21 protein-coding genes are annotated in these 20,684 nt (G+C 69.8%); 7 read left to right on the forward strand and 14 right to left on the reverse strand.

Translation table 11 applies throughout. The features are described from left to right. From OG373_RS37395 to OG373_RS37410, 4 genes are all read left to right on the forward strand, one after another. Positions 1-819 (forward strand): oxidoreductase, encoded by an 819-nt coding sequence (locus OG373_RS37395; RefSeq protein ID WP_405443213.1) that lies wholly within the window; start codon positions 1-3, stop codon positions 817-819. Beyond that, entirely contained in the window at positions 816-2,180 is a 1,365-nt protein-coding gene (locus OG373_RS37400; protein ID WP_405443214.1) for a Ni/Fe hydrogenase subunit alpha, read from the forward strand. The genes OG373_RS37395 and OG373_RS37400 overlap by 4 nt, the downstream gene beginning before the upstream one ends. A 218-nt stretch (positions 2,181-2,398) precedes the next feature. Beyond that, positions 2,399-3,274, forward strand: a complete 876-nt coding sequence (locus OG373_RS37405; RefSeq protein ID WP_405443216.1) for a universal stress protein — start codon at positions 2,399-2,401, stop codon at positions 3,272-3,274. A 103-nt stretch (positions 3,275-3,377) separates the two neighbouring features. Beyond that, positions 3,378-4,853 (forward strand): AAA family ATPase, encoded by a 1,476-nt coding sequence (locus OG373_RS37410; protein ID WP_405444340.1) that lies wholly within the window; start codon positions 3,378-3,380, stop codon positions 4,851-4,853. Positions 4,854-4,926: 73 nt separating this feature from the next. Here the strand turns inward: OG373_RS37410 and OG373_RS37415 are convergent, their stop codons facing one another. Beyond that, a complete protein-coding gene (locus tag OG373_RS37415; RefSeq protein WP_405443218.1) occupies positions 4,927-5,916 on the reverse strand; it encodes an Acg family FMN-binding oxidoreductase in 990 nt (329 codons plus the stop codon). A 26-nt stretch (positions 5,917-5,942) separates the two neighbouring features. Then, complete coding sequence (locus OG373_RS37420) at positions 5,943-6,818, reverse strand: universal stress protein (protein ID WP_405443219.1); 876 nt, start codon at positions 6,816-6,818, stop codon at positions 5,943-5,945. A gap of 256 nt (positions 6,819-7,074) precedes the next feature. Here OG373_RS37420 and OG373_RS37425 point away from each other — a divergent pair, with 256 nt between their 5' ends. Continuing rightward, entirely contained in the window at positions 7,075-7,494 is a 420-nt protein-coding gene (locus OG373_RS37425; protein ID WP_405443221.1) for a CBS domain-containing protein, read from the forward strand. Positions 7,495-7,518: 24 nt separating this feature from the next. Here the strand turns inward: OG373_RS37425 and OG373_RS37430 are convergent, their stop codons facing one another. The 12 genes from OG373_RS37430 to OG373_RS37485 form a co-directional block, all read right to left on the reverse strand. Further along, positions 7,519-8,394 (reverse strand): universal stress protein, encoded by an 876-nt coding sequence (locus OG373_RS37430; protein WP_405443222.1) that lies wholly within the window; start codon positions 8,392-8,394, stop codon positions 7,519-7,521. A 76-nt stretch (positions 8,395-8,470) separates the two neighbouring features. Beyond that, positions 8,471-9,127 carry a CBS domain-containing protein gene (locus tag OG373_RS37435; RefSeq protein WP_405443224.1) on the reverse strand — a complete coding sequence of 219 codons (657 nt, stop codon included), beginning with the start codon at positions 9,125-9,127 and terminating at the stop codon, positions 8,471-8,473. 9 nt (positions 9,128-9,136) lie between these two features. After that, positions 9,137-9,763 carry a CBS domain-containing protein gene (locus tag OG373_RS37440; protein WP_405443226.1) on the reverse strand — a complete coding sequence of 209 codons (627 nt, stop codon included), beginning with the start codon at positions 9,761-9,763 and terminating at the stop codon, positions 9,137-9,139. A gap of 12 nt (positions 9,764-9,775) precedes the next feature. Further along, the gene (locus OG373_RS37445; protein WP_405443228.1) at positions 9,776-10,381 is read right to left on the reverse strand and encodes a CBS domain-containing protein; all 606 of its coding nucleotides are present in this window, start codon (positions 10,379-10,381) and stop codon (positions 9,776-9,778) included. A 243-nt stretch (positions 10,382-10,624) separates the two neighbouring features. Continuing rightward, entirely contained in the window at positions 10,625-11,311 is a 687-nt protein-coding gene (locus tag OG373_RS37450) for a CBS domain-containing protein (protein ID WP_405443230.1), read from the reverse strand. A 28-nt stretch (positions 11,312-11,339) separates the two neighbouring features. Continuing rightward, the gene (locus OG373_RS37455; RefSeq protein ID WP_405443232.1) at positions 11,340-12,209 is read right to left on the reverse strand and encodes a universal stress protein; all 870 of its coding nucleotides are present in this window, start codon (positions 12,207-12,209) and stop codon (positions 11,340-11,342) included. Between the two features lie 109 nt (positions 12,210-12,318). Then, on the reverse strand, positions 12,319-12,570 hold the full coding sequence (locus tag OG373_RS37460) for an acyl carrier protein (RefSeq protein WP_405443234.1): 252 nt from the start codon (positions 12,568-12,570) through the stop codon (positions 12,319-12,321). Continuing rightward, the gene (locus OG373_RS37465) at positions 12,567-13,907 is read right to left on the reverse strand and encodes a 2-oxo acid dehydrogenase subunit E2 (RefSeq protein WP_405443236.1); all 1,341 of its coding nucleotides are present in this window, start codon (positions 13,905-13,907) and stop codon (positions 12,567-12,569) included. The genes OG373_RS37460 and OG373_RS37465 overlap by 4 nt, the downstream gene beginning before the upstream one ends. A 1-nt stretch (position 13,908) precedes the next feature. Then, the gene (locus tag OG373_RS37470) at positions 13,909-14,913 is read right to left on the reverse strand and encodes an alpha-ketoacid dehydrogenase subunit beta (RefSeq protein ID WP_405443237.1); all 1,005 of its coding nucleotides are present in this window, start codon (positions 14,911-14,913) and stop codon (positions 13,909-13,911) included. Beyond that, complete coding sequence (gene pdhA / locus OG373_RS37475) at positions 14,910-15,989, reverse strand: pyruvate dehydrogenase (acetyl-transferring) E1 component subunit alpha (RefSeq protein ID WP_405443239.1); 1,080 nt, start codon at positions 15,987-15,989, stop codon at positions 14,910-14,912. The genes OG373_RS37470 and pdhA overlap by 4 nt, the downstream gene beginning before the upstream one ends. Positions 15,990-16,014: 25 nt before the next feature. Beyond that, positions 16,015-17,805: an acetate--CoA ligase gene (acsA, locus tag OG373_RS37480; RefSeq protein WP_405443240.1), complete on the reverse strand. Its 1,791-nt coding sequence runs from the start codon at positions 17,803-17,805 to the stop codon at positions 16,015-16,017. 121 nt (positions 17,806-17,926) lie between these two features. Then, positions 17,927-18,622 (reverse strand): CBS domain-containing protein, encoded by a 696-nt coding sequence (locus tag OG373_RS37485; RefSeq protein ID WP_405443241.1) that lies wholly within the window; start codon positions 18,620-18,622, stop codon positions 17,927-17,929. 206 nt (positions 18,623-18,828) lie between these two features. Here OG373_RS37485 and OG373_RS37490 point away from each other — a divergent pair, with 206 nt between their 5' ends. After that, positions 18,829-19,731: a universal stress protein gene (locus OG373_RS37490; RefSeq protein ID WP_405443243.1), complete on the forward strand. Its 903-nt coding sequence runs from the start codon at positions 18,829-18,831 to the stop codon at positions 19,729-19,731. Further along, the gene (locus OG373_RS37495) at positions 19,728-20,588 is read left to right on the forward strand and encodes a universal stress protein (protein WP_405443244.1); all 861 of its coding nucleotides are present in this window, start codon (positions 19,728-19,730) and stop codon (positions 20,586-20,588) included. Before OG373_RS37490 ends, OG373_RS37495 begins: the two co-directional genes overlap by 4 nt. Positions 20,589-20,684 lie beyond the last annotated feature (96 nt).

The following is a 20,684-nucleotide window of genomic DNA, read 5'->3' on the forward strand; positions in this document are numbered from 1 at the left end:
ATGAGCACCCCCACCACGCCCCAGCCCCCTGTCCGCCCTCGCCTCGGCGTGTTCAAGTTCGCCTCCTGTGACGGCTGCCAGCTCACCCTCCTCGACTGCGAGGACGAACTGCTCGGCATCGCCGCCGAACTGGAGATCGCCCACTTCCTGGAGGCGTCCAGCGAAGCCGCGCCCGGTCCGTACGACCTCGTGCTCGTCGAAGGGTCGGTCAGCACACCCGAGCACGTGGAGCGCATCCGGCGCATCCGCGCCGATGCCCGCCACCTCGTCACCATCGGTGCCTGCGCCACGGCGGGCGGCGTGCAGGCGCTGCGCAACTACGCCGATGTCGAGGGATACCTGGCGACCGTCTACGCCCGCCCCGACTACATCGAGACCCTCGCGACCTCTACGCCGGTCTCGGCCCACGTACCCGTCGACTTCGAACTGCGCGGCTGCCCCATCGACCGCGGTCAGCTCGTCGAGGTCATCACCGCGTTCCTCGCCGGACGCAAGCCCGCCATCCCGAACCACAGCGTCTGCTTCGCCTGCAAACGGCGCGGCAACGTCTGTGTCACCGTCGCCCACGGCACACCCTGCCTCGGCCCCGTCACCCACGCGGGCTGCGGGGCCCTGTGCCCGACCTACGGGCGCGGCTGCTACGGCTGCTTCGGGCCGGCCGGAACCACGAATCTTCCCGCGCTGGTCCCGCTCATGCAGCGTGACGGGATGAGCGAGGAGGACATCGGCAGGTTCCTGCACACCTTCAACGTGACCGCCTTCACCGCCGTGGAGGAGCAAGGACAGCCCGGCGTGACCGACGCTGAAGGACCGGGATGAGCGATCCCACGCCCCGATACCAGGAGCTGCGCATCCCCTCACTCGCTCGTGTCGAGGGTGAGACCGCGCTGCACCTGAGGATCCACGACGGCACGGTCACCGAAGCGCGGCTCAAGATCTACGAGCCGCCGCGGTTCTTCGAGGCCTTCCTCCGGGGCAGAGCCCACACGGAGCCACCCGACCTCACCTCCCGCATCTGCGGGATCTGCCCCGTTGCCTACCAGATGAGTGCCTGCCGTGCCATCGAGGACGCGTGCGGCGTTGTCGTCGACGGACAACTGGCCGCCCTGCGCCGCCTGCTGTACTGCGGCGAATGGATCGAGAGCCAGACGCTGCACATCCACATGCTGCACGCACCGGACTTCCTCGGCGAAGACGACGTGATCGGTCTGTCCCGCTCCCATCCGGAGCACGTCAAGCGAGGACTGCGCCTGAAGCAGACCGGCAACGCCGTGGTCGAACTGCTCGGGGGCCGGGCCATCCACCCTGTCAACGTCCGGATCGGCGGCTTCCACCGCGCTCCGACCCGCGCCGAACTCCGCCCCCTGGAAGAACGGCTGCGCACCGCCGTCGACGACGCCTGGGACACGGTGCGCTGGGTCGCCGGCTTCGAATTCCCGGACGCCGAGTGCACCGCCGACCTGCTCGCCCTCGCCGAGACCGGCACCTACGCCATCGAGTCCGGTGTCCCCAGCGTGCTCCCGTACGAAGCGACGCTCCCGCCGTACAACTTTCCCCTGCGGGACTTCACCGACCACGTGGCCGAGGAGCAGGTCTCCCACTCCACCGCCCTCCACTCCCGGCTGGACGGCCGAAGGCACCTCACCGGCTCCCTCGCCCGCTGGGCGGTCAGCGGCCACCTGCTGTCCCCGCTGGCTCTGGAAGCGGCACGGGAGGCCGGACTGGGTGACCCCCCGTCGCGCGCGGGTGCCGGGCGGGGGGAGGTCTGCCGGAACCCGTACCGAAGCGTCCTCGTCCGGGCGGTGGAAGTCTTCTACGCGGTGGAGGAGGCCCTGCGGATCATCACGGAGTACGAACGTCCGGCCCGCCCGTGCGTGGAGGTGCCGGCCCGGGCCGGCATCGGGCACGGTGCCACGGAGGCGCCGCGCGGCCTGCTCTACCACCGCTACGCGTTCGACGACGGGGGGCGTGTCACGGACGCCCGCATCGTGCCACCGACCGCCCAGAACCAGGGCGCCATCGAGGAGGACCTGCGCCGGCTGGTCCAGGCCGGGCTCGATCGGGGTGAGGGCTCGGAGGCCGAGCTCACCCGGCTGTGCGAGCGGGCCGTCCGCAACCACGACCCGTGCATCTCGTGTTCGGCCCACTTCCTGGAACTGGACATCGAGCACACCCAGTGATCACGCCCTGGAAGGACGGCCTCCTGCGCGCTGCGGGGCGGCTTCATGTGCTCCTCGGATGACATACGGCCGTGTGCTCGGCGCGTTGGCACAAGTGCTTCGTCGAGTACCGCTTACGGTCGCTGCACGGCTACCGGCGCGAGCGCGGGGACGACAGGGCTCCGGCCGACCGGACACCTCACCGCCATTCCACTCACCTACCGGACGGAGCAGCCGGCATGGAGCCAGTCGTCACTGTGGGCCTCGACGGCTCACCCGAGAGCCTCGCTGCCGCCCGTTGGGCCGCTGACGAAGCCGACCGCCGCAAACTCACACTGCGACTGCTGCACGCGTGGCCGCTGCTGGCTCCGGAACCGACCCACCTCCCCTCCGAGATGGATCAGAACTACTGGGCGAAGCGGATCGTGCACCACGCCAAGGCGGAGCTCCAAGCGCGCCACCCGGGCCTGATCATCGTCGGCAACCTGGTCGCCGAGGATGCTCAGGAGGCGCTGCTGAAAGCGTCGGCGGAGTCCGAGATGACCGTGCTCGGTTCGCGAGGACTGGAGCCCGTCGAGAGCTACTTCCTGGGCGACATCAGCATGCCCGTTGTCGCACGGGCCGAGCGGCCGGTGGTCCTGGTGCGTGCCGGGACGAGTGAAGAGGGCCGGCCGTCCGCTCCGGGTGCCTCGGGCGGCGTGGTGGTGGCACTGAAGCTGCACGGTCCGTGCGACGACCTGCTCGCGTTCTCCTTCGCCGCCGCCGCGGGCCGGGGTATGCCCCTTCGAGCCGTCCACGGCCGGAGCGTTCCCCTCCACGCCCACGCTCCCTGGGGCGTGGACCACGACGTGACCGAGAAGATCACGAAGGACGCGCGGAAGCTCCTGAGCGACGCCCTCCGCCCCTGGCGCGAGAAGTTCCCGAACGTCGAGGTGGCCGACAGCGTCGGTCTTGAAAGCCCCACCAAGGCCGTGGTGCGGGCCGCCGAGGGCGCAGGGCTGCTGGTCGTCGGCCGACGCAGGCATCGTCCCGCCCTGGCACCCCCATTGGGTTCCGTGGCCACCGCCGCGATCCATCACGCGCGCTGCCCCGTCGCCGTCATTCCCCATGACTGAGCCGAGCCACAACGAGGAGCCGTCGGTGCCGGTGCACCGCACCGACGCGTCCGCGCTCCGGACCGGCACCGGCCTCGATGCTCCGCCGCTTCCGCGGGCAGAGGTGTGCGAGACGCACACCGCGGTCCTGTTCTTCGTCGGCGACCGCGCCTACAAGCTCAAGAAGCCGGTGGACCTGGGGTTCCTCGACTACACGACCACAGCGGCCCGGCGGATCGTCTGCGAACGGGAAATCGCCCTCAACCGTCGCTTCGCTCCCGACGTCTACCTGGGGCTGGGCGAATTTCGAGGACCGGACGCCGACACGCCCGAACCTCTCGTGGTGATGCGTCGTATGCCGGCGGAACGCCGCCTGTCCCTGCTCGTGAGTGAAGGCGCCGACGTCGACGACGCCCTGCGGTCCGTCGCGCGCCTGCTGGCGGCCCGTCACGCGGACGCGCCCCGCGGCCCGGACATCGACGAACAGGGCAGGCGGGACGCGCTGTCAGCACGCTGGGAAGCGAGCTTCACACAGGTCAGGGGACTGACCGAAGGCGGCGGGCTGCTCGACGGGGTGGAGGAGATCGAGCGCCTGGTACGTCGCTATCTCGCCGGTCGCGAGACATTGTTCGACGCCCGTGTCGAGCAGGGGCGGGTGGTCGACGGCCACGGCGACCTGCTCGCCCAGGACATCTTCTGCCTCGACGACGGCCCCCGCATCCTGGACTGTCTGGAGTTCGACGACCGCCTACGCTACGTCGACGGGCTCGACGACGCGGCCTTCCTCGCGATGGACCTGGAGCAGGCGGGTGCCCCGGAGGCCGCGGCGTTCTTCCTCGCCCAGTACGGCGAGTACTCCGGCGACCCCGCACCGCCGTCCCTGTGGCACCACTACGTCGCCTACCGCGCGTTCGTCCGGGCCAAGGTGTCCCTGATCCAGGCGGCTCAAGGCGCTCGCGGCGCGGAGGCGGCAGCACGGCGCCTGGTCACCGCGACGCTGCGGCACCTGCGCACCTCCGCCGTCGGCCTGACCCTCGTCGGCGGCCTCCCGGGCAGCGGGAAGTCCACGCTCTCCGGCGCACTGGCCGATCGCCTGGGCGTCACACTGCTCAGCAGCGACCGCCTCCGCAAGGAGCTGGCGGGCATCCCGGCGGAGGAATCCGCGGCTGCCGACTACGGCGAAGGGCTGTACACGCCCGAGTGGACCGCGAGGACGTACGCGGCCCTGCTCGACCGGGCGTCCACCCTGCTGTCCCTGGGCGAGTCCGTCGTCCTCGACGCCACCTGGTCCGACGCGGGACAGCGCGACGCCGCCCTGCGCATGGCCGAACGCACCGGTGCCGACCTGGTGGCCCTGCACTGCCGGGTTCCGGGCGAGGTGTCAACCGCGCGCCTGACCACCCGCGCCCACGGAGCATCCGACGCCACCCCTGAGGTGGCCGAGGCCATGGCAGCCGCGGAGCTGCCGTGGGAGGAGGCCGTCCCCATCGACACCGGCGGCCCCTTGGAGGTCGCGGTCGTCCAGGCGATGGCGGCCGTACGCCCGTACGGCACCGGCCAGGCCCCGGTCTTCCGCCGCCCTTATATGGAGCCGGATTAAGGAGAATGGCGACGCCGCGTGCAGAGGCACGCTCGCCGCAACGAATGTACCGGCGACAGCTCTATCTCCGGTTTCATCGGATGTCCAGCACCTCGGCCACGGGGCGCCTGGGCGTCACGGGACCCTGCGGTCCGTAGCCGATCCTGATCACCATCTGGACATGGGTCATCGCCGAGCCCGGATCGCGCACCGTCCAGCGGAGCGCGGGCCATTCGAGCGGCTGCGAGGTCATGGACGTGACCAGCCCGTCGGCGGTGGCTTGAAGGAGAACCCGCTGCAGGGCCTGTCCTGCTCGTAGCCAGTCCTCGGGCCCGTCACCCGAAGTACCCAGCAACACGATGTGGGGGTTCTGCTCGAAGGTGGCCCACCCGCGCCCCGGAACGCGCCGGGAGCGACCGAAGTCGCGCACGACCCCACCGCGACCCGAGTGCTTCGGACCGAATGCGTCCACGGGGATTCCGTCAGGACGCGTCTGCTCGTCCGGTGTGCCTGCATGTGTCCACGCCATCGTTTCTGCCGTCAGCGAGGGATCCATCTCCTCGCGATGCTCGGAGTCGTGTACCAGGCCCAGCACGGTGTCGGTGTGCCAAGCGTCGGGTACGGCCAGGCGACACCCTTCGAGAAGGGCGGCGGCTCGCAGACCGTCCAACAGTGCCGGAGGGATCTCGTCCTCCGCGAAAGGAAATCGGCTGGTGTGACGTCGCCGTACGGCTGGGTGGAGGGTTTCGAGATCTCTGTCCGTGGGCCCGGGTTCCCGCATGTCGGCAACGGCCAGAAACCACGGGTCATCCGGGTCGGGCAGCAACCGTACGTCCGCGCCCCAGCCTGCCGAGGCTGCGGACACCCGTAGGTTGAACAGGGCGGCGGCGCAGCCCAGGTGGAGGGCACGGTGGTCCGGGTCGGCACGGGGCATGGCACGGTCCGGGTCGCCGAACAGCTCGATGAGCCCGGAGGCCGGTCGGTAGAGGAACTTCCACGGCTGGGCGTTGTGCATGGACGGAGCCGTGACGGCATCCTCGATGAGCGGAACAATCTCTGCCGGGTTCGGAAGCGGTGCGGTCATGAGACTTTCCTGCCTGTGCGGGGGCCTCATTCGTGTGCGATGACGGCGACGGGTGAGACCGCGTGGTGCATCACGGCGTGTGTGATCGGGCCGATGTGAGTGCCGAATGCGGCGTGGCGGATACGGCGGCCGACGACGACGAGGGCGGCAGTGGAGGCCGCGTCGAGGATCTGAATCGCCGGCTGGCCGATGGTGGCTCGGGAGTCGACCTGCAGCGAAGGGTACTTCTCGTGCCAGGGGCGGATGATCTCGTCCATCCTTGTGGTGATGCCGTTGGCCATTTCCTGCTGAACCCCCGGGTCGAGAGCCGGTGCGTAGCTGAGGATGGGCGGTGGCGACCAGCCGTGGATGATCACGAGCGGGCAGTGGCGGTGGGACGCCTCCTCGAAGGCGAAGGCGAGCAGCTTGTCGCTGGGCTGGTGGATGTCCACGCCGACCACGATGGGCCCAGTGTCGCGGGCACCGTCCGGCGGATTGCCGGCGCGGTCCACTGACCGGACCAGTACGACGGGGTGCGCGGCCTCGGCGACGGTGGTGAAGCCGGTGGATCCGACGAGGAACCCGGCGACGCTACCGAGCGCGCGCGAGCCGAGTACGAGCATGTCGGAATCCTCGGCGGCGTGAGTGAGTGCCAGGGCGGACAGCCCGCTCACTCGGCGGGTGTCGACCTTCAACGACGGATGCACGCGGCGCACGTCTTCGGCGGTGTCGCGGAGGACGGCCTCGGCCCACGACCGACGGTCCTCGGTGGTCGTGACGGGAAGGGGAGGGTTCTCCAGCCATTCTTCTGCGTGGACCAGGTCCAGGTAGGCGCCGCGGCGTTCGGCTTCATGGGCTGCCCAGCGGGCAGCCGCCGTACTTTCCGGGGACCCGTCGAGACCGACGGTCACTCGGTTCGCCATGGTCGCCATCTCCTTCTTCCTTCATGGGCCGGCGCCTCTCCCGCTCACTTCAGACTGACTGCCCGACGGCCTCCTGTTGAGGGGCCGGTCGGCCCCTCGTGGGACCGACCGGCCCCATCCGGTGCGGTGGATCGCGCTGCTCGCCATGGAGCGGAGCAGCCATGTCCCCGTGATCCCGCGTCGACGAGCGCGGCACTGGGCCCGAGCCCAGACTGGAGAGGGGTACGGATACGGATACGCATGTGAGGAGGCAGCCATGACCTCAGCTCGGGACATCATGCACAGCGGTGCCACCTGCGTACAGGAGACCGAGACGCTCATGGACGCGGCCCGGCGGATGAGCGAACTGGACGTTGGCGCCCTGCCGATCTGCGGGCCCGACGACCGTCTGCACGGCATCATCACGGACCGTGACATCGTGCTGAAGTGCCTGGCCAAGGGCAAGGACCCGCACCACATGACGGCCGGGCAGCTGGCGCAGGGCAAGCCGATCACGGTCGACGCGGGTGCTGACACGAGCGAAGTTCTGCAGACGATGCAGGATCACCGGATTCGGCGGGTCCCGGTGATCGCCGATCACCGCCTCGTCGGGATGATCAGCGAGGCCGATCTCGCCAGGCACCTGTCCGAGGAACAGGTGGGGCACTTCGTCGAGACGATCTGCGCGGAGCGTTGAGCCGCAGCGTGTCGTCCCGCGCCGCTAATCGTGCGCGATGACGGCTACGGGCGCCTTGGCATGGTGGAGGACCGCGTGGGTTACCGGTCCGATGTGCGCGCCGATCGAGGACCTTCGGATGCGGCGGCCTACGACGATGAGGCCTGCTTCGGAGGACTTCTCGACGAGCTCGGTAGCGGCATGCCCGGCGCTCGCGCGCGAAATGACCGCGACATCCGGGTGCTTGTCCTGCCACGGCGCCAGGACGTCGCTCAGCGAGGCATTCGCGCTCATTTCGAGCTGTGCGTGAACTCTCGGATCGTACGCCGCGCCGTACCCCACCAGTGGAGGCAGCGACCAGCTGTGCAGGACGTGGAGGGTGCAGGCCCGCCGCGCGGCCTCCTCGAAGGCGAAGGTGAGCAGGGCATCGCACGGCCGGCTGATGTCAACGCCCACCAGAACCTCGCGGGCTGCGTGCCGGCCGTCGGGGCGCGGAACAGCGTCCTCGCTCGCCCGCACCATGACCACCGGCCGCACCGTCGCCTGGATGACCGCCATGCCGAGGGAGCCGAGGACGAAGCCCGTGACGGTGCCCAGTCCCCGGGAACCCAGGACGATCATGTTCGCGTCGGCTGCGATGCCGGCGAGCTCGGCAGCCGGTCTGCCGTCGAGTGACCGGATGTGGGTATCCAGTTCGGCGTGGCTCGCGCGCAGTTCGTCGGCGGTCTCGTTCAGCAGCGCCTGGGCCCAGTGGCGGCGCACTTCGCTCGCCGGCACCGGGCGGTCGCGGGGCGACGACCATTCCTCGGCGTGGACGAGGTGGAGCGGCACGCCGCGCAGGACGGCCTCTCGCGCCGCCCAGTGGGCCGCCGCGAGGCTCTCCGCGGATCCGTCGAGGCCGACGACGATTCGATCGTGCATGATGGCTTCTCCCGGCAGGGCCCACATGGGTCAGGTGGTTCGTCGCCGTCCGTGTCGAGGCGGATCGGCGGCTTCTTCAGGCTGAGTTCGTGTCGTCGATGGCGTATCCGAGATGCTGGGTCACGGAGATCACGCCGTCCACGGTCCGGCAGAGGCGTTCGATGAGCGGGATGAGGCTCCTGAAGTCGACGGTTCCGTGCAGTTCGACCCGGCCGTCGGTGACGGCCACGGTGACGGCCGAGGGGCTCTGACGCACGCCGAGTTCGAGCACGTCACCCATGATCTCGTGACGGATGTCCTCGTCGTCCCTGAGGAAGATCCGCAGCAGGTCCCGTCGGCTGACGATACCGATCAGTACGTCCGAGTCGTCCACGACCAGGAGCCGCTTGACTCCTTGTGCTTCCATCAACCTGGCGGCTTCGGCGACGGTCCAGCCCGGTCTGGCGCACACGGGGGGCGAGGACATCAACTCCTCGGCGCGCGTACCCGCGGCCTTGTCCTCCTGCCAGGCCTCCCGTTCGGGAAGTGACCGGAAGTAGTCGCTTTGGCCTGCGGACTTCGGCAGCAGGTCCCGCTCCGAGATCACGCCGAGCGGGTGGCCGGAATGGTCGACGACCGGGACGGCCGACACCTTGTGTTCCGTCAGGGTGCGGGCGATCTCCTTGAAGGGGGCGTTGTTGGGGACGGTGACGACCTCGCGAGTCATCAGCTCGCGGACTTCCCGATGCTTCATGCTCTTCTCCTACCGCTCCACAGCCGGCCCGGCGCCGACCGACACGTCGTCCTGCTCGTAGTCGAGCCGGTTGACCACGTCCACGACGCCGTCGACGCTCTGACACAGGCGCAGCACGATGGGGACCATGCTGCGTCGGCCGACGGTCCCGCTGAGGGTCACCAGCCCGTCGGTGACCTCGACGGTCAACGACGACGGGCTGAGCCCGAGGGTGTGGGTCAGTACGTCTTCGAGGATTTCTTCCTGGATCGCGTGGTCCCTGCGCAGGAAGAGCTGAAGCAGGTCACTGCGGCTCAGGATGCCGATCAGCCGACCGCCGGCGTTCACCACGGGCAGCCTCTTGACCTGGCGCCCCCGCATGACCCGGGCCGCTCGGACGACGCTCCATTCGGGCCGGGCGGTGACGGCGGGGCTGGTCATGAGATCGGCGGCGGTGTTCGCGCCGCTGCCGGAGCTGCGCTCGCGGAGCAGGTCGGCCTCGGAGACGACGCCCACGGGGCGCTCTGCCTCGTCCACCACGGGTACGGCGGAGATGTCGAACTCCTTCAGGAGTCTTGCGATTTCCTTGAACGGGGTGCCCCGCTGGACGCTGACAGCTGTCGGAGTCATCAGGTCGGCGACGCTGCGGTGCCTCATCGTCGGCCTCCTTCACGCGCGGACTTCGGTGTCGAGGCGCGCGGCCGTGACGTCCACGACTCCGGGTACAGTGCGTGCGACTCGGACCAGCACGTCTTTGAGGGCCGGGTCCGGGATGGATCCGTCCAGGCGGACGATGCCATCGGCCACATGGACCTGCACCATGGCCGAGCCGCCGGGGATGAGCTCGGCCATGATCAGCCGGCGGAGCTCCTCGGCGATGTCCGCGTCCGGGCGGAGGTAGATCTTCAGGAGGTCGCCCCGGCTGACCACGCCGACGAGGCGGCCGTCGCCGTCGACGACGGGGAGCCGCTTGAGGTGGCCGCGGGCCATCAGACGTGCGGCGCCGGGGATGGTGACGTCCTTGGTCACCGTGACCGCCGGTACGGTCATCAGCTGCCCGGCGGTGACTGCGCGGGACTCGTCCGCGCCCTGGGCCTTGAGCAGCAGATCCGCTTCGGACACCACGCCGGCGACCCGTCCTTCCTCCGACAGGACGGGCAGGGCGCTGATCCGCCACCGCCGCATGGTCTCCACGATGTCCTTGAACGGTGTTCTGAGGTCGACGGAGATGACGGCATGCGTCATCACGTCCTCGACGGTGTGAAGCTGCTTCATGATGCCTCCAGTAGCGGAGTCCTGATACGTCCGAGAGTGGACACCTGTGTCCGTCGGCGGTAGGGCCGTCAGGGGGTCACTTCGGGCTGATCAGCCCTGTTGTCGATCATGTCGGGCGTGCTTTCATGACATTGACGGAAAGAGTCCCTGAGAGGATGCGGAGAAGCGGCTGGCGGCCGTGCACCGCACGATCGGGATCCGCGAGAAGCGGGCGGACTCTTTCCGCCCTTTTGCTGTGAGGGGTCAATGGGCAGCGCGGTCCGGGTCGGCAGCCGTCGACAGGTCGTCGATCGCGTAGCCGAGTGCTTGGTCCACGCTGACGACCCCGTCGACCGACTGGCACAGTCGTTCCACGACCGGAATGGTGGACCGGTCCTCGACCCGGCCGCTCAGGGAGACGACCCCGTCGCGTACGGTCACCCCAACGCCGCCGGGTGTCATCCTGAGCGTCCGGCCCAGCACGTCGTCGACGATTTCATCGCGGATGGCGTCGTCGCGACGGAGCATGGGGCGCAGCAGGTCTGTGCGGCTGACGATGCCCACCAGGATTCCGGTCCGGTCGACCACCGGCAGACGCTTGACACCCCGCTCGTGCAGGAAGCGGGCCGTCTCGACGATGCCCCACTCCGGCCGGGCGGTCAGGACGGGAGCGGTCATCAGATCGCCGGCGGTCCGGGCGTCCAAGGAGGCACGGTCCATGGGCGTCGTGCTGTGCAGGGGATCACGTCCTTCGGTGTCGGGCAGGCCGGCTTGCCTGCGGAGGAGGTCGGCTTCGGAGACGACGCCGATCGGGTGGTGACGGGTGTCCACGACGGGTAGGGCCGAGACCCCGTTGTCGTCGAGGCTCCGGGCGACCGTTTTGAGTGACGCTTCGGGGCCGGTCGTGGCCACGTTCCTGGTCATGACGTCTGCGACAGTGCGGTGAGACATGGTCCGATCTCCCTTGTGAGTAGGGCCGTCAGTCGTGAGCGACGACCGCGACGGGGGCGGTCGCGTGGTGCAGGACCGCATGGGCCACAGACCCCAGATGCGCTCCCAGAGGAGAGCGGCGCAGATGGCGGCCCACCACGACGAGGTCCGCGCTCGCTGCGGCTCGGACGAGCTGGTCGCCGGCGGGCCCCATGAACGCCTCGTGGGTGACGCTCAAGGACGGGAACTTGTGCCGCCACGGCATCAGCATGTCGTCGAGCATCACAGTGACACTCCGGCCGACCTCCCGCTCGTTCTCCGGGTCGAAGAAGGGCGCGTACTGGTAGATGGAGGGCATCGTCCAGCCGTGGATCACACGCAGGGCGCAGCCGCGACGGTCGGCTTCTTCGAAGGCGAAGGCCAAAACCTTGTCCGCGGCCTCGTGGATGTCGACACCCAGGACGATCTCCCCGTACGGGACGTTCTCGGCCTCCTCGGGCGCGTCCGACACGCGTACGAGTGCCACCGGCGTCTCGGTGGCCACCAGTGTCGACAAGCTCACCGAGCCGATGAGGAAGCCGACCAAGCCTCCCACCCCGCGCGAGCCGAGTACGAGCAACCCGGCGTCCACCGCCTCCGCGGCCAGGGCTGCCGCCGGCTTGCCGGAAAGGCATCTCGTCGAGACCTCCAGGCCCGGATGCCGGCGTCGCACGTCCTCCAATGCCTCGGTGAGCGCCTCGTCGGCCCAACGGTCGGCCGCTTCGCGGCCCGGCACCGGTACCGCGGGGCTGATCAGCCAGTCGACGGCGTGAACGAGCCTCAGCGGCACTTTCCGCAAGGCCGCCTCCCGGGCGCCCCAACGGGCTGCGGCCCGGCTCTCGGGAGAGCCGTCCACTCCGACGGTCACATGGTGCTTCATGGCCAGAACCTCCTCGGGCGGCGCGGGGCCGCGGTCCTCTTCCAGCGTCGCCTGCGGCGCGACGACCGAGGAGGGGCCGAGTGGCCCCCCATGGGGCCGACCAGCCCCCCTACTTCACGGAGGTGCGCGAGGTGACGTAGTCCGCGCAGCCGTCCAGGGAGTTCAATGCCGGGTAGTCGGACTCGGGCAGGGCGAGCCCGGTGCGCTCGCTCAGTGCCTCGATGAAGTTGAGGAAGTCCAGCGAGTCCATCTCCAGGTTGTCGCGGAAGTTCTCGTCCGGCGCGAGCGCTGCCGCGTCGGCGCCGGGAACCACGTCCGTCAGAACGTCCTTGATCAGTACGAGCGCCTCGTCACGGTTCACAGTTCCTCCGGTCGTTGGAGCAGGCGGTCGATGGCCGTCAGCAATCGCGCCCCGGTCGCACCGTCGCTCGCGCGGTGGTCGGCGGCGAGCGTGGCCGTCACGGTCGGGTGCACCGTGAGCATCCCGTCCACGGCCACCGGCCGCTCGGTGACACGCCCCAGGCCGACGAGGGCGACCTGAGGCGGGTAGATCACCCCGAAGACAGCCTCGACCCCCTGATCGCCGAGGTTGGTCACCGTCAGTGTCGGGTCTGCCGTCTCCGAAGCCCGCAGATGGCCGCTGCGCGCCCGCGAGACCAGACCCTTCAGCGTCGCCATCAGCTCCGGCAGTGGCATGGTGTCGGCGTCCGCCAGTGCCGGTGCGACCAGGCCGCCGCCGCGCAGGGACACCGCGACGCCGAGTCGCACGGCAGGCGAGGGGACGAACGCCTCGTCCTTCCAGTAGCCGTTCAGTTCGGGCACTTGCCGTGCTGCCAGGGCAACCGATTTGAGCAGCAGGGCCGCCGGCACGAGCCGTTCCGCCACGGGCCTGCTCGCGTTCCGTTCGCGCATCCACGCCATCGCGACGGCCAGGTCGATCGTCGTCGACAAGTAGTAGTGGGGGATGTCGCGGTTGGCGCGGCTCATCAGAGTCGCGATCGCCGCGCGCGCCGGATGCACGGGCTCGGCCGTTGCCGAAGACGGGCGCGCCGGTTCGCGGCTTTCGACCGTACGGGACGCAGGGCCCGCCGTGGCGGCCCGCACATCCTCCGCCCGGATCGTGCCGTCCCGCCCGGTTCCCCTCAGGGCACTCAGGTCGACGCCCGACGACAGGGCCAGCCGACGGGCGAGCGGCGAGGCCTTCACCCGGTGCGGCCCCTCGGCCGGTGTGTGCTCCACGTCGGAACGTGTGATCCGACCGCCCTTGCCGGAACCGTGCACGGACGACAGGTCGATGCCCTTCCGCTCGGCCAAGTGCCTCACCAGGGGAGTGGACACGGCGTCCCCACCCGGGGTGGTGATGTGTCCGGGAGCGGCTTGCAGTTCGGAGGTCGGGACCGTCGGCTTCGCAGGGGCAGGGGCAGGGGCAGGGGCAGGGGCAGGGCCAGGGGCAGGAGGCTCGGCCGCCGAGTCGATGACGGCCATCCGTGTCCCGACCGGCACGGTGGTACCCGGTTCGACGAGGAGCGCACCGACCGTGCCCGAGTCGAAGCACTCGACCTCGATCGTCGACTTGGCCGTCTCCACGACAGCGACGACATCGCCCTTTGTGACGGTGTCACCGGGCCCTACCAGCCATTCCACGAGGGTGCCCTCGTCCATGTCCGCGCCGAGGGAAGGCATGGTGAAATCGGCCATGTCAGCTCACCGTCCGGCGAACGGCGTCCACGATGGCCGCGGGCTGGGGAAGCGCCGCTTCTTCGAGCTGCCTGGCATAGGGAATGGGGACCTCCGCGCTGCATACGCGCTGAACGGGGGCGTCGAGCTCGTAGAACGCCTGCTCGGTGATGCGGGACGAGATCTCCGCGGCCAGGCTGCCGCTGCGCCATGCCTCGTCGACGATCACGGCCCGGTGGGTTCGGGCGATGGATGCCATGACGGTGGCGTCGTCGAGGGGGCGCAGGGCACGGAGGTCCACGACCTCCGCGCTGATGCCCTCCCCGGCAAGGGTTTCCGCGGCTGCCAGGGCCTTCGGCAGGGAGCCGCCGTACGTGATCACAGAGACGTCCGTGCCCGACCGGCGTACGGCAGCCGTGTCGAGATCGACGGCATCGACGCTTTCGTCCAAAGAGCCCTCCGCGTTGTAGAGGCCGCCGTGCTCGAAGATCAGCACCGGATCCGGGTCGGCGAGTGCGGCCGCGAGCATGTGGCGCGCGTCGTCGACCGTCGCGGGGGCCAGCACCCGGATGCCGGGGATGTGGGCGTACCAGCCTTCGAGGCTGTGGGAGTGCTGGGCGCCGAGCTGCCGGCCCGCTCCGGTCGTCATGCGGATCACCACGGGGACGCTCAGCTGCCCGCCCGACATGTGGAGCAGTGTGGCCGCGTTGTTGAGGATCTGGTCCAGTGCCAGGAGACTGAAGTTGACGGTCATGATCTCGACCACGGGCCGCATCCCGCCGAGCGCGGCCCCGATACCCGCGCCGACGAATCCGGATTCGGACAGCGGTGTGTCGCGGATCCGGTCGGGTCCGAACTCTTCGAGCAGTCCCAGGCTGACGCCGAAGCATCCGCCGTACCGGCCCACGTCCTCGCCCATGAGGAAGACCCGCTCGTCCTGCAGCAGGGCTTCGCGCAGCCCCTCACGGAGCGCCTCCCGATAGGTGGTCGGCCGGGAAGTCCCGGTCGGTGCCTGCCGCGTGCTCATACCGTGCTCCCGGTTTCGCTCGTGACGAAGCGGAGCAGGTCCGCGACCGGTTCCAGCGGGGCTTCCTCGGCCCCCCGTACGGCCTCGTCGATCTCGGCGAGAACTTCCTTGTCGAGTTCTTCCATCACCCGGTCGTCGAGCTGCCCTTCGGAACGCATCAGTTCGGCCAGCCCTTTGAGAGGGTCGCGTCCCTTCCATTCCTCGATCTCGGACTTGGCCCGGTACCGGTCCGGGTCGTACATGGAGTGAGCGCGGAACCGGTACGTCTGCGCCTCGAGGAAGTGCGGGCCGTTGCCCGCGCGCACGGACTCCGTCGCCCGGAGCGCGGCGGCTTCGACGGCGAGGACGTCCATGCCGTCGACGGTCCAGGCAGGCATCCCGTACGAAGCGGCACGCATGGCGAGGTTGGTCTGGGCGTGCTCCCGGGCCAGGCTCGTCCCCATGGCGTACAGGTTGTTCTCGCAGACCAGCAGCAGGGGCAGCTGCCACAGGGCCGCGAGGTTGGCCGTCTCATGGAACTCGCCTTCGGCGAAAGCACCGTCCCCGAAGAAGCAGCAGGTGACGCGGGTGCTGCCGCGCATCCGGTCGGCGAGTGCGAGTCCGGCCGCCAGGGGCAGGCCGCCGGCCACGATCGCGTTGCCCCCATAGAAATGGCGGGCGGCGTCGAACAGGTGCATGGAGCCGCCGCGTCCGCGGCTGCAGCCGGTGGCCCTGCCGTACATCTCGGCCATCACGGCGTCGGCGGGAACCCCGCGGGCCAGGGCGTGCCCGTGTTCGCGGTAGGTGGACACCACCGCGTCCTCCTCGCGCAGGGCCTGGTTGACGCCCACGGCTACGGCTTCCTCACCGATGCAGAGGTGGACGAAACCACGGATCTTCGCGCCGCTGTAGAGCTCCACGCACCTTTCCTCGAACCGCCTGATGGCGAGCATCCGGCGGAGCAGGGACAGGTGGTGGCCGGGCGCGGGAATCCCGTCGGGAGTGCCGCGGGCGGCGGTGGCCGGTCCCTTCTTGCGCCCGCTCTTGCGTGCTGCCGTACGGGCCCTTCCTTCGTGGTGGGAGGTGGTGCTGCTCATGGCTCTGCCTTCTCTCACGAGCGGGTCATCCGGGGTTTTCCAGCGTGGACAGATCCCCTTCGGGCAATCCCAGTTCCCGGGCCCGCAGCAGGCGGCGCATCACTTTGCCGCTGCGCGTCTTGGGAAGGTTCTGCTCGAACTCGATCTCTCTCGGGGCCACCGCGGGGCCCAGCCGCTTGCGTGCGAACGCCAGAAGTTCTCGCTTGAGGGACGCGTCGGCGGCGAGCCCCGGACGGAGGGAGACGAATGCCTTGACGACAGCTCCCACGACCGGGTCCGGGCGGCCGATGACGCCGGCCTCGGCGACGGCGGGATGCTCCATCAGCGCGCTCTCCACTTCGAACGGGCCGATGAGGTGTCCTGCCGACTTGATGACGTCGTCGGCGCGGCCGACGAACCAGAACCACCCGTCCCCATCGCGTTTCGCGAGGTCGCCGGTGAGATACCAGCCGTCTGCGAAGCAGGCGCGGTAACGGGCCTCCTCGTTCAGATAGCCCCGGAACATGGAGGGCCAGCCCGGGCGCAGCGCCAGCTCCCCCTCGACGCCCGCCTTTGTGATCACGCGCACGCGTCCCTCGGTGACGTCGGCGCGTCCGTCCTCACCACGTTCGAGCAGCGCGGCCTCCACCCCGGGCAGGGGCCGTCCCATGGAGCCGGGCCGGATGTCGCTGGCCGCGAAGTTGGCGATCATGATCGCTCCGGTCTCCGTCTGCCACCAGTTGTCGTGGATCGGCAGGCCGAGCACCTCCTGCCCCCACAGGACGGCTTCCGGGTTGAGCGGCTCGCCCACGCTCGCGATGAATCGCAGGGCAGAAAGGTCGTACGGTCCGGGGAGCTCGCAGGTGCCGTCCCTGGGGGTGGCGCGCATCAGCATGCGGATCGCCGTCGGGGCCGTGTACCAGACCGTGACCCGCTGGTTGTCGAGGATGCGGTACCAGCGGTGGACATCGAAGTCCCCCTCGTCCACCACGACGGTCGCACCGTGGGTGAGCGGCGCGATGATCCCGTACGAGGTACCGGTCACCCACCCGGGGTCCGCCGTGCACCAGTAGATGTCCTCCCGGCGGAGGTCGAGTGCGAAGGCGGCCGTTGCGTGGTGGGCCACGACCGCTTCGTGCACATGGACCGCACCCTTGGGGGTACCGGTCGTGCCGCTGGTAAAGTGCAGCAGCGCCATGTCCTCCGGATCCGTGGGCGGGACGGCGTACTCCTCGGGTGCCCGCTCCATGAGTTCGGCGAAGGAGACGGTGCCCGGCGGCGGATCGTGGACCGGGCCCACGAGCAGGACATGGTCCAGGCGGGGCAGGCGCTGCCTGTTCTCCTCGACCTTGCGCCGGTACAGGGCCTCGGTGGTGACAAGGACCCGGGCGTCGCCCAGCTCCAGCCGCTGCCGTACGGGCTCGGGCCCGAAGGCCGAGAAGAGCGGGCACAGCACGCGTGCGCTGCGCAGCGTGCCCAAGACCGTCGTGTACAGCTCGGGGCAGCGACCCAGGAGCGTGAAGACCCGTTCCTGCCGCCCCACGCCCAGGGCCGTGAGTACGTTGGCGAAGCGGCCCGTGAGGCCGCCCAGCTCGGCGTAGGTGAGATGGGTGACGGTGTCGTCGGCTGCGATGCACCGGAGCGCTTCCCGCCCGCCGCGGCCTGCCACCAGGTGCCGGTCGACGGCCTCGTATCCGATGTTCAGCCCGCCTCCTGGCAGTCCGGACAGCCCGGATCGGGCCTCGTCCCAGGTGAAATCCGCGCGGGCCCGCTCGTAGTCCTGGAGCATGAAGACGGCATCGGGTCCGGACTCTTTGTGGATGATCGAGTGATCCATGGCCGGGCCTCTCTCCTCGCCTTGGAATCTTCAAGGAGACAGCGTCACGTTGGGTGACGGTCGTAAGCGCGGCGAGCGGTCTTCCGGGCGTCCCCCGGACGGTCCACACCGGACGTCGGGGTTACCGGGACATCCCGAGAGCGCTGCGGTGCGGTGGGGTGAGCCGGGAGTCATCGATGCGGGCCGTCAGACGGGGGGCTACCGCGACCACACCGTCCAGCTGGTTGGTGAGGCGGATCAGGACCGGAATCTGGCTCTGCCGCTCCAGCCGGCCCTCCAGCGTCACGATGCCGTCGACCACGTGGACAGCGACCGTGTCCGCGCTCAGCCCCATGGTGTCCACGAGCATGTCCGCGACCACGCGGTGTCGTATCTCCGAGTCCGGTCGCAGGAAGAGCCAGAGCAGGTCACGGCGGGTGACGATGCCGACGATGTGGTCCTCGTCGTCCACGACCGGCAGCCGCTCGACGCCCCTGCGGGCCATCAGCCGGGCGGCTCCTGCCGCGGTCTCGTCCCCATGAACCGTGACCGCCGGCGCGGACATGGCCTCACCAGCGGTAAAGGTCACCTCGGACGGGAATGCGGCCCCGCCTCGGCCGGTATCGGGCTCTTCGCCCATCGGTGGGTGATCGGTGGTTGCGCGGCCGATCAGGTCGCTCTCGGAGACGACGCCGGGCACCCTGTCCTCGTCGTCGAGGACCGGCAGCCCGCTGATGTCGTGCTGAGCGAGCAGCTTGGCGACATCCTTGAAAGGGGTGGACGTCGCGACCGGGACGACCTCGTCGGTCATCAGGTCTCCGACCTTGATGTGCTTCATGAGGCACCTCCTGCCGTCACGGCGATCCACCCGGACGGGAAGGCCGGAGGACGCCGATAACCACGATCCGCCGAAGGCCACGAGAGGAGGAGGGCCGAACGGTCCGGAGCCGGTCCCGATCGGACCCGTGCCGCAGCCTCCTGGCGGAGGAGCCCGAAGAACCGACCCGAGAGCCGGACCCCCTGGCGGCTCTCTGAGGAGGAACCATGGAAGGCACCACGAGCAGCTCGGAACTCGGCGCGGTCATCGTCGGCGTCGACGGCTCCGACCCGGCCCGCCAGGCAGCAATGTGGGCAGCGGCGGAGGCCGCACGCCGCGAGCGTCCGTTGCACATCGTGCACGGGTCCGACACCGACGGCCGGGTCCTCTACGTCTCGGAGAAGAGCATCGAGCGGGTCCGCCGGACGGGCCGCGAACTGCTGGATGCCACGGCGGCCGAGGTCAGGGAGCGGTTTCCCGTCCTGCAGGTCGACGCCGAGTTCAGCCGCAGGGCACCTGTCCCGAGCCTCCACCAGGCTGCGGGCCCCGATGGCACCATCGTGGTCGGCAACCGGGGGCTGGGCGGTTTCAGCTCCCTCATGCTCGGATCGGTCGGCCTCAAGGTCGCAGCGGGGGCGAAGACGCCCGTCATCATCGTCAGGGGCACCGAGAACGGCGCCGGGACGGGTGCGGTGCTCGCCGCCGTCCGCGACGAACACGACCTCGACTGTGCACGATATGCCGCACGCGAGGCACAGGTCCGCGAGGGCTCGCTGCGGTTGCTGCACGTGTGGAACATCCTGCAGTCCGTCGGCGAGGTCGTGACCCTGCTCGACGACGTGGAGGAAATCGCCAACGAGCAGGTCCATCACCTGAACGCCGTGGCGGACCGGATCCGCGAGGAGTTCCCGGACCTGACCGTGCAGGTGGACGCGGACAAGAGCACCTCAGTGGCTTCTGTACTGGTTGAGGCCTCGCGCCAGGCGGACCTGCTGGTGATGGGCGGCCGACGGTCACCCAGCTACCTCGGGCCCACCCTCGGGCGGGTCACGCACAGCCTGGTCCACCACGCTCACTGCCCCGTACAGCTCATTCCGCGCCACCCGGACAAGGACGGGAGCGAATCGTGAGCGACGCGGGCGAACACCAGGAGGTCGTCGTCGGCATCGACCCGGCCAGGGACTGGCGTCTGCCCCTGGCCTGGGCGGTGGACGAGGCCGGGCGACGCCGCCTACGTCTGCGACTCGTCGTAGCCGTACCTCCCCAGCACGACACGCAACACGTCGACGACACGCCGCGCAGCATCGCCCTGCACCAGGCGGCCTCGGAGGCCCTCGACGCGGCTGTGGCCTGGAGCAGGGAGCGACACCCGGAGGTCGAACCGGTGGTGGATCTCGTCGAGGGGTTCCCGGCTCCGGAGATCGGCCTGCTGTCGAGGCAGGCCCGCATGATCGTGCTCGGCTCCCGTCACCTGAGCCGGACCTCGGAGTTCCTCAGCGCCGGCTCCCTGGTCGTCCCCGTCAGTGCCCAGGCGCAGTGTCCTGTCGTCGTCGTGGGGGACGCCGAGCACGTCACTCAACAGCCGCCGTACCTGGTGGTCGGCATCGACGGAAGCGAGTCCTCGAAGGCGGCGCTCGCGCTGGCATTCGAGGAGGCCGACCTCAGAGGGGCCAGGCTGCGTGCCCTGTCGGTGTGGCAGCCACCGCTCTTCCTGCGCCATGACGAGGAGGCCGCGCTCCAGGGGCAACGACGCATGCTGTCCGAGACGACGGCGGGCTGGTCGCAGGAGTACCCGGATGTGGTGCTGACGCACGAGGTACTGACCGGGCACCCGGTGGAGGAGCTCGCCGGTGCCGCCGAGCACGCCCTCGCCGTGGTCGTGGGCCGTCGAGGCAAGGGCGGTTACACGGGCATGCGACTCGGATCGGTCGTCCACGGGCTGCTGCACCGGGCGCACTGCCCGGTGATCACGGTGCCGGTGCGGTGAGGGCTGCGTGACGACGCCCGCCGCCCGGTGCACCGAGCATCGGGGCGGCACGACAGAAGTTGAGCCGGCCCGAGATCGGACAGACGGAGCCTTCAG

The sequence above is a fragment of the Streptomyces avidinii genome, from assembly GCF_045161815.1.
Taxonomy (GTDB): Bacteria; Actinomycetota; Actinomycetes; order Streptomycetales; family Streptomycetaceae; genus Streptomyces; species Streptomyces avidinii.

Excerpts from the sequence above, each read along its gene's own strand:
- OG373_RS37400 (WP_405443214.1), top strand. The coding sequence starts at position 816 with ATGAGCGATCCCACGCCCCGATACCAGGAGCTGCGCATCCCCTCACTC.
- OG373_RS37470 (WP_405443237.1), bottom strand. The coding sequence starts at position 14,913 with ATGAGCACGCGGCAGGCACCGACCGGGACTTCCCGGCCGACCACCTAT.
- OG373_RS37425 (WP_405443221.1), top strand. The coding sequence starts at position 7,075 with ATGACCTCAGCTCGGGACATCATGCACAGCGGTGCCACCTGCGTACAG.
- OG373_RS37450 (WP_405443230.1), bottom strand. The coding sequence starts at position 11,311 with ATGTCTCACCGCACTGTCGCAGACGTCATGACCAGGAACGTGGCCACG.
- OG373_RS37485 (WP_405443241.1), bottom strand. The coding sequence starts at position 18,622 with ATGAAGCACATCAAGGTCGGAGACCTGATGACCGACGAGGTCGTCCCG.
- pdhA (WP_405443239.1), bottom strand. The coding sequence starts at position 15,989 with ATGAGCAGCACCACCTCCCACCACGAAGGAAGGGCCCGTACGGCAGCA.
- OG373_RS37440 (WP_405443226.1), bottom strand. The coding sequence starts at position 9,763 with ATGAGGCACCGCAGCGTCGCCGACCTGATGACTCCGACAGCTGTCAGC.
- OG373_RS37405 (WP_405443216.1), top strand. The coding sequence starts at position 2,399 with ATGGAGCCAGTCGTCACTGTGGGCCTCGACGGCTCACCCGAGAGCCTC.
- OG373_RS37455 (WP_405443232.1), bottom strand. The coding sequence starts at position 12,209 with ATGAAGCACCATGTGACCGTCGGAGTGGACGGCTCTCCCGAGAGCCGG.
- OG373_RS37445 (WP_405443228.1), bottom strand. The coding sequence starts at position 10,381 with ATGAAGCAGCTTCACACCGTCGAGGACGTGATGACGCATGCCGTCATC.
- OG373_RS37465 (WP_405443236.1), bottom strand. The coding sequence starts at position 13,907 with ATGGCCGATTTCACCATGCCTTCCCTCGGCGCGGACATGGACGAGGGC.
- OG373_RS37490 (WP_405443243.1), top strand. The coding sequence starts at position 18,829 with ATGGAAGGCACCACGAGCAGCTCGGAACTCGGCGCGGTCATCGTCGGC.
- OG373_RS37415 (WP_405443218.1), bottom strand. The coding sequence starts at position 5,916 with ATGACCGCACCGCTTCCGAACCCGGCAGAGATTGTTCCGCTCATCGAG.
- OG373_RS37395 (WP_405443213.1), top strand. The coding sequence starts at position 1 with ATGAGCACCCCCACCACGCCCCAGCCCCCTGTCCGCCCTCGCCTCGGC.
- OG373_RS37435 (WP_405443224.1), bottom strand. The coding sequence starts at position 9,127 with ATGAAGCATCGGGAAGTCCGCGAGCTGATGACTCGCGAGGTCGTCACC.
- acsA (WP_405443240.1), bottom strand. The coding sequence starts at position 17,805 with ATGGATCACTCGATCATCCACAAAGAGTCCGGACCCGATGCCGTCTTC.
- OG373_RS37430 (WP_405443222.1), bottom strand. The coding sequence starts at position 8,394 with ATGCACGATCGAATCGTCGTCGGCCTCGACGGATCCGCGGAGAGCCTC.
- OG373_RS37420 (WP_405443219.1), bottom strand. The coding sequence starts at position 6,818 with ATGGCGAACCGAGTGACCGTCGGTCTCGACGGGTCCCCGGAAAGTACG.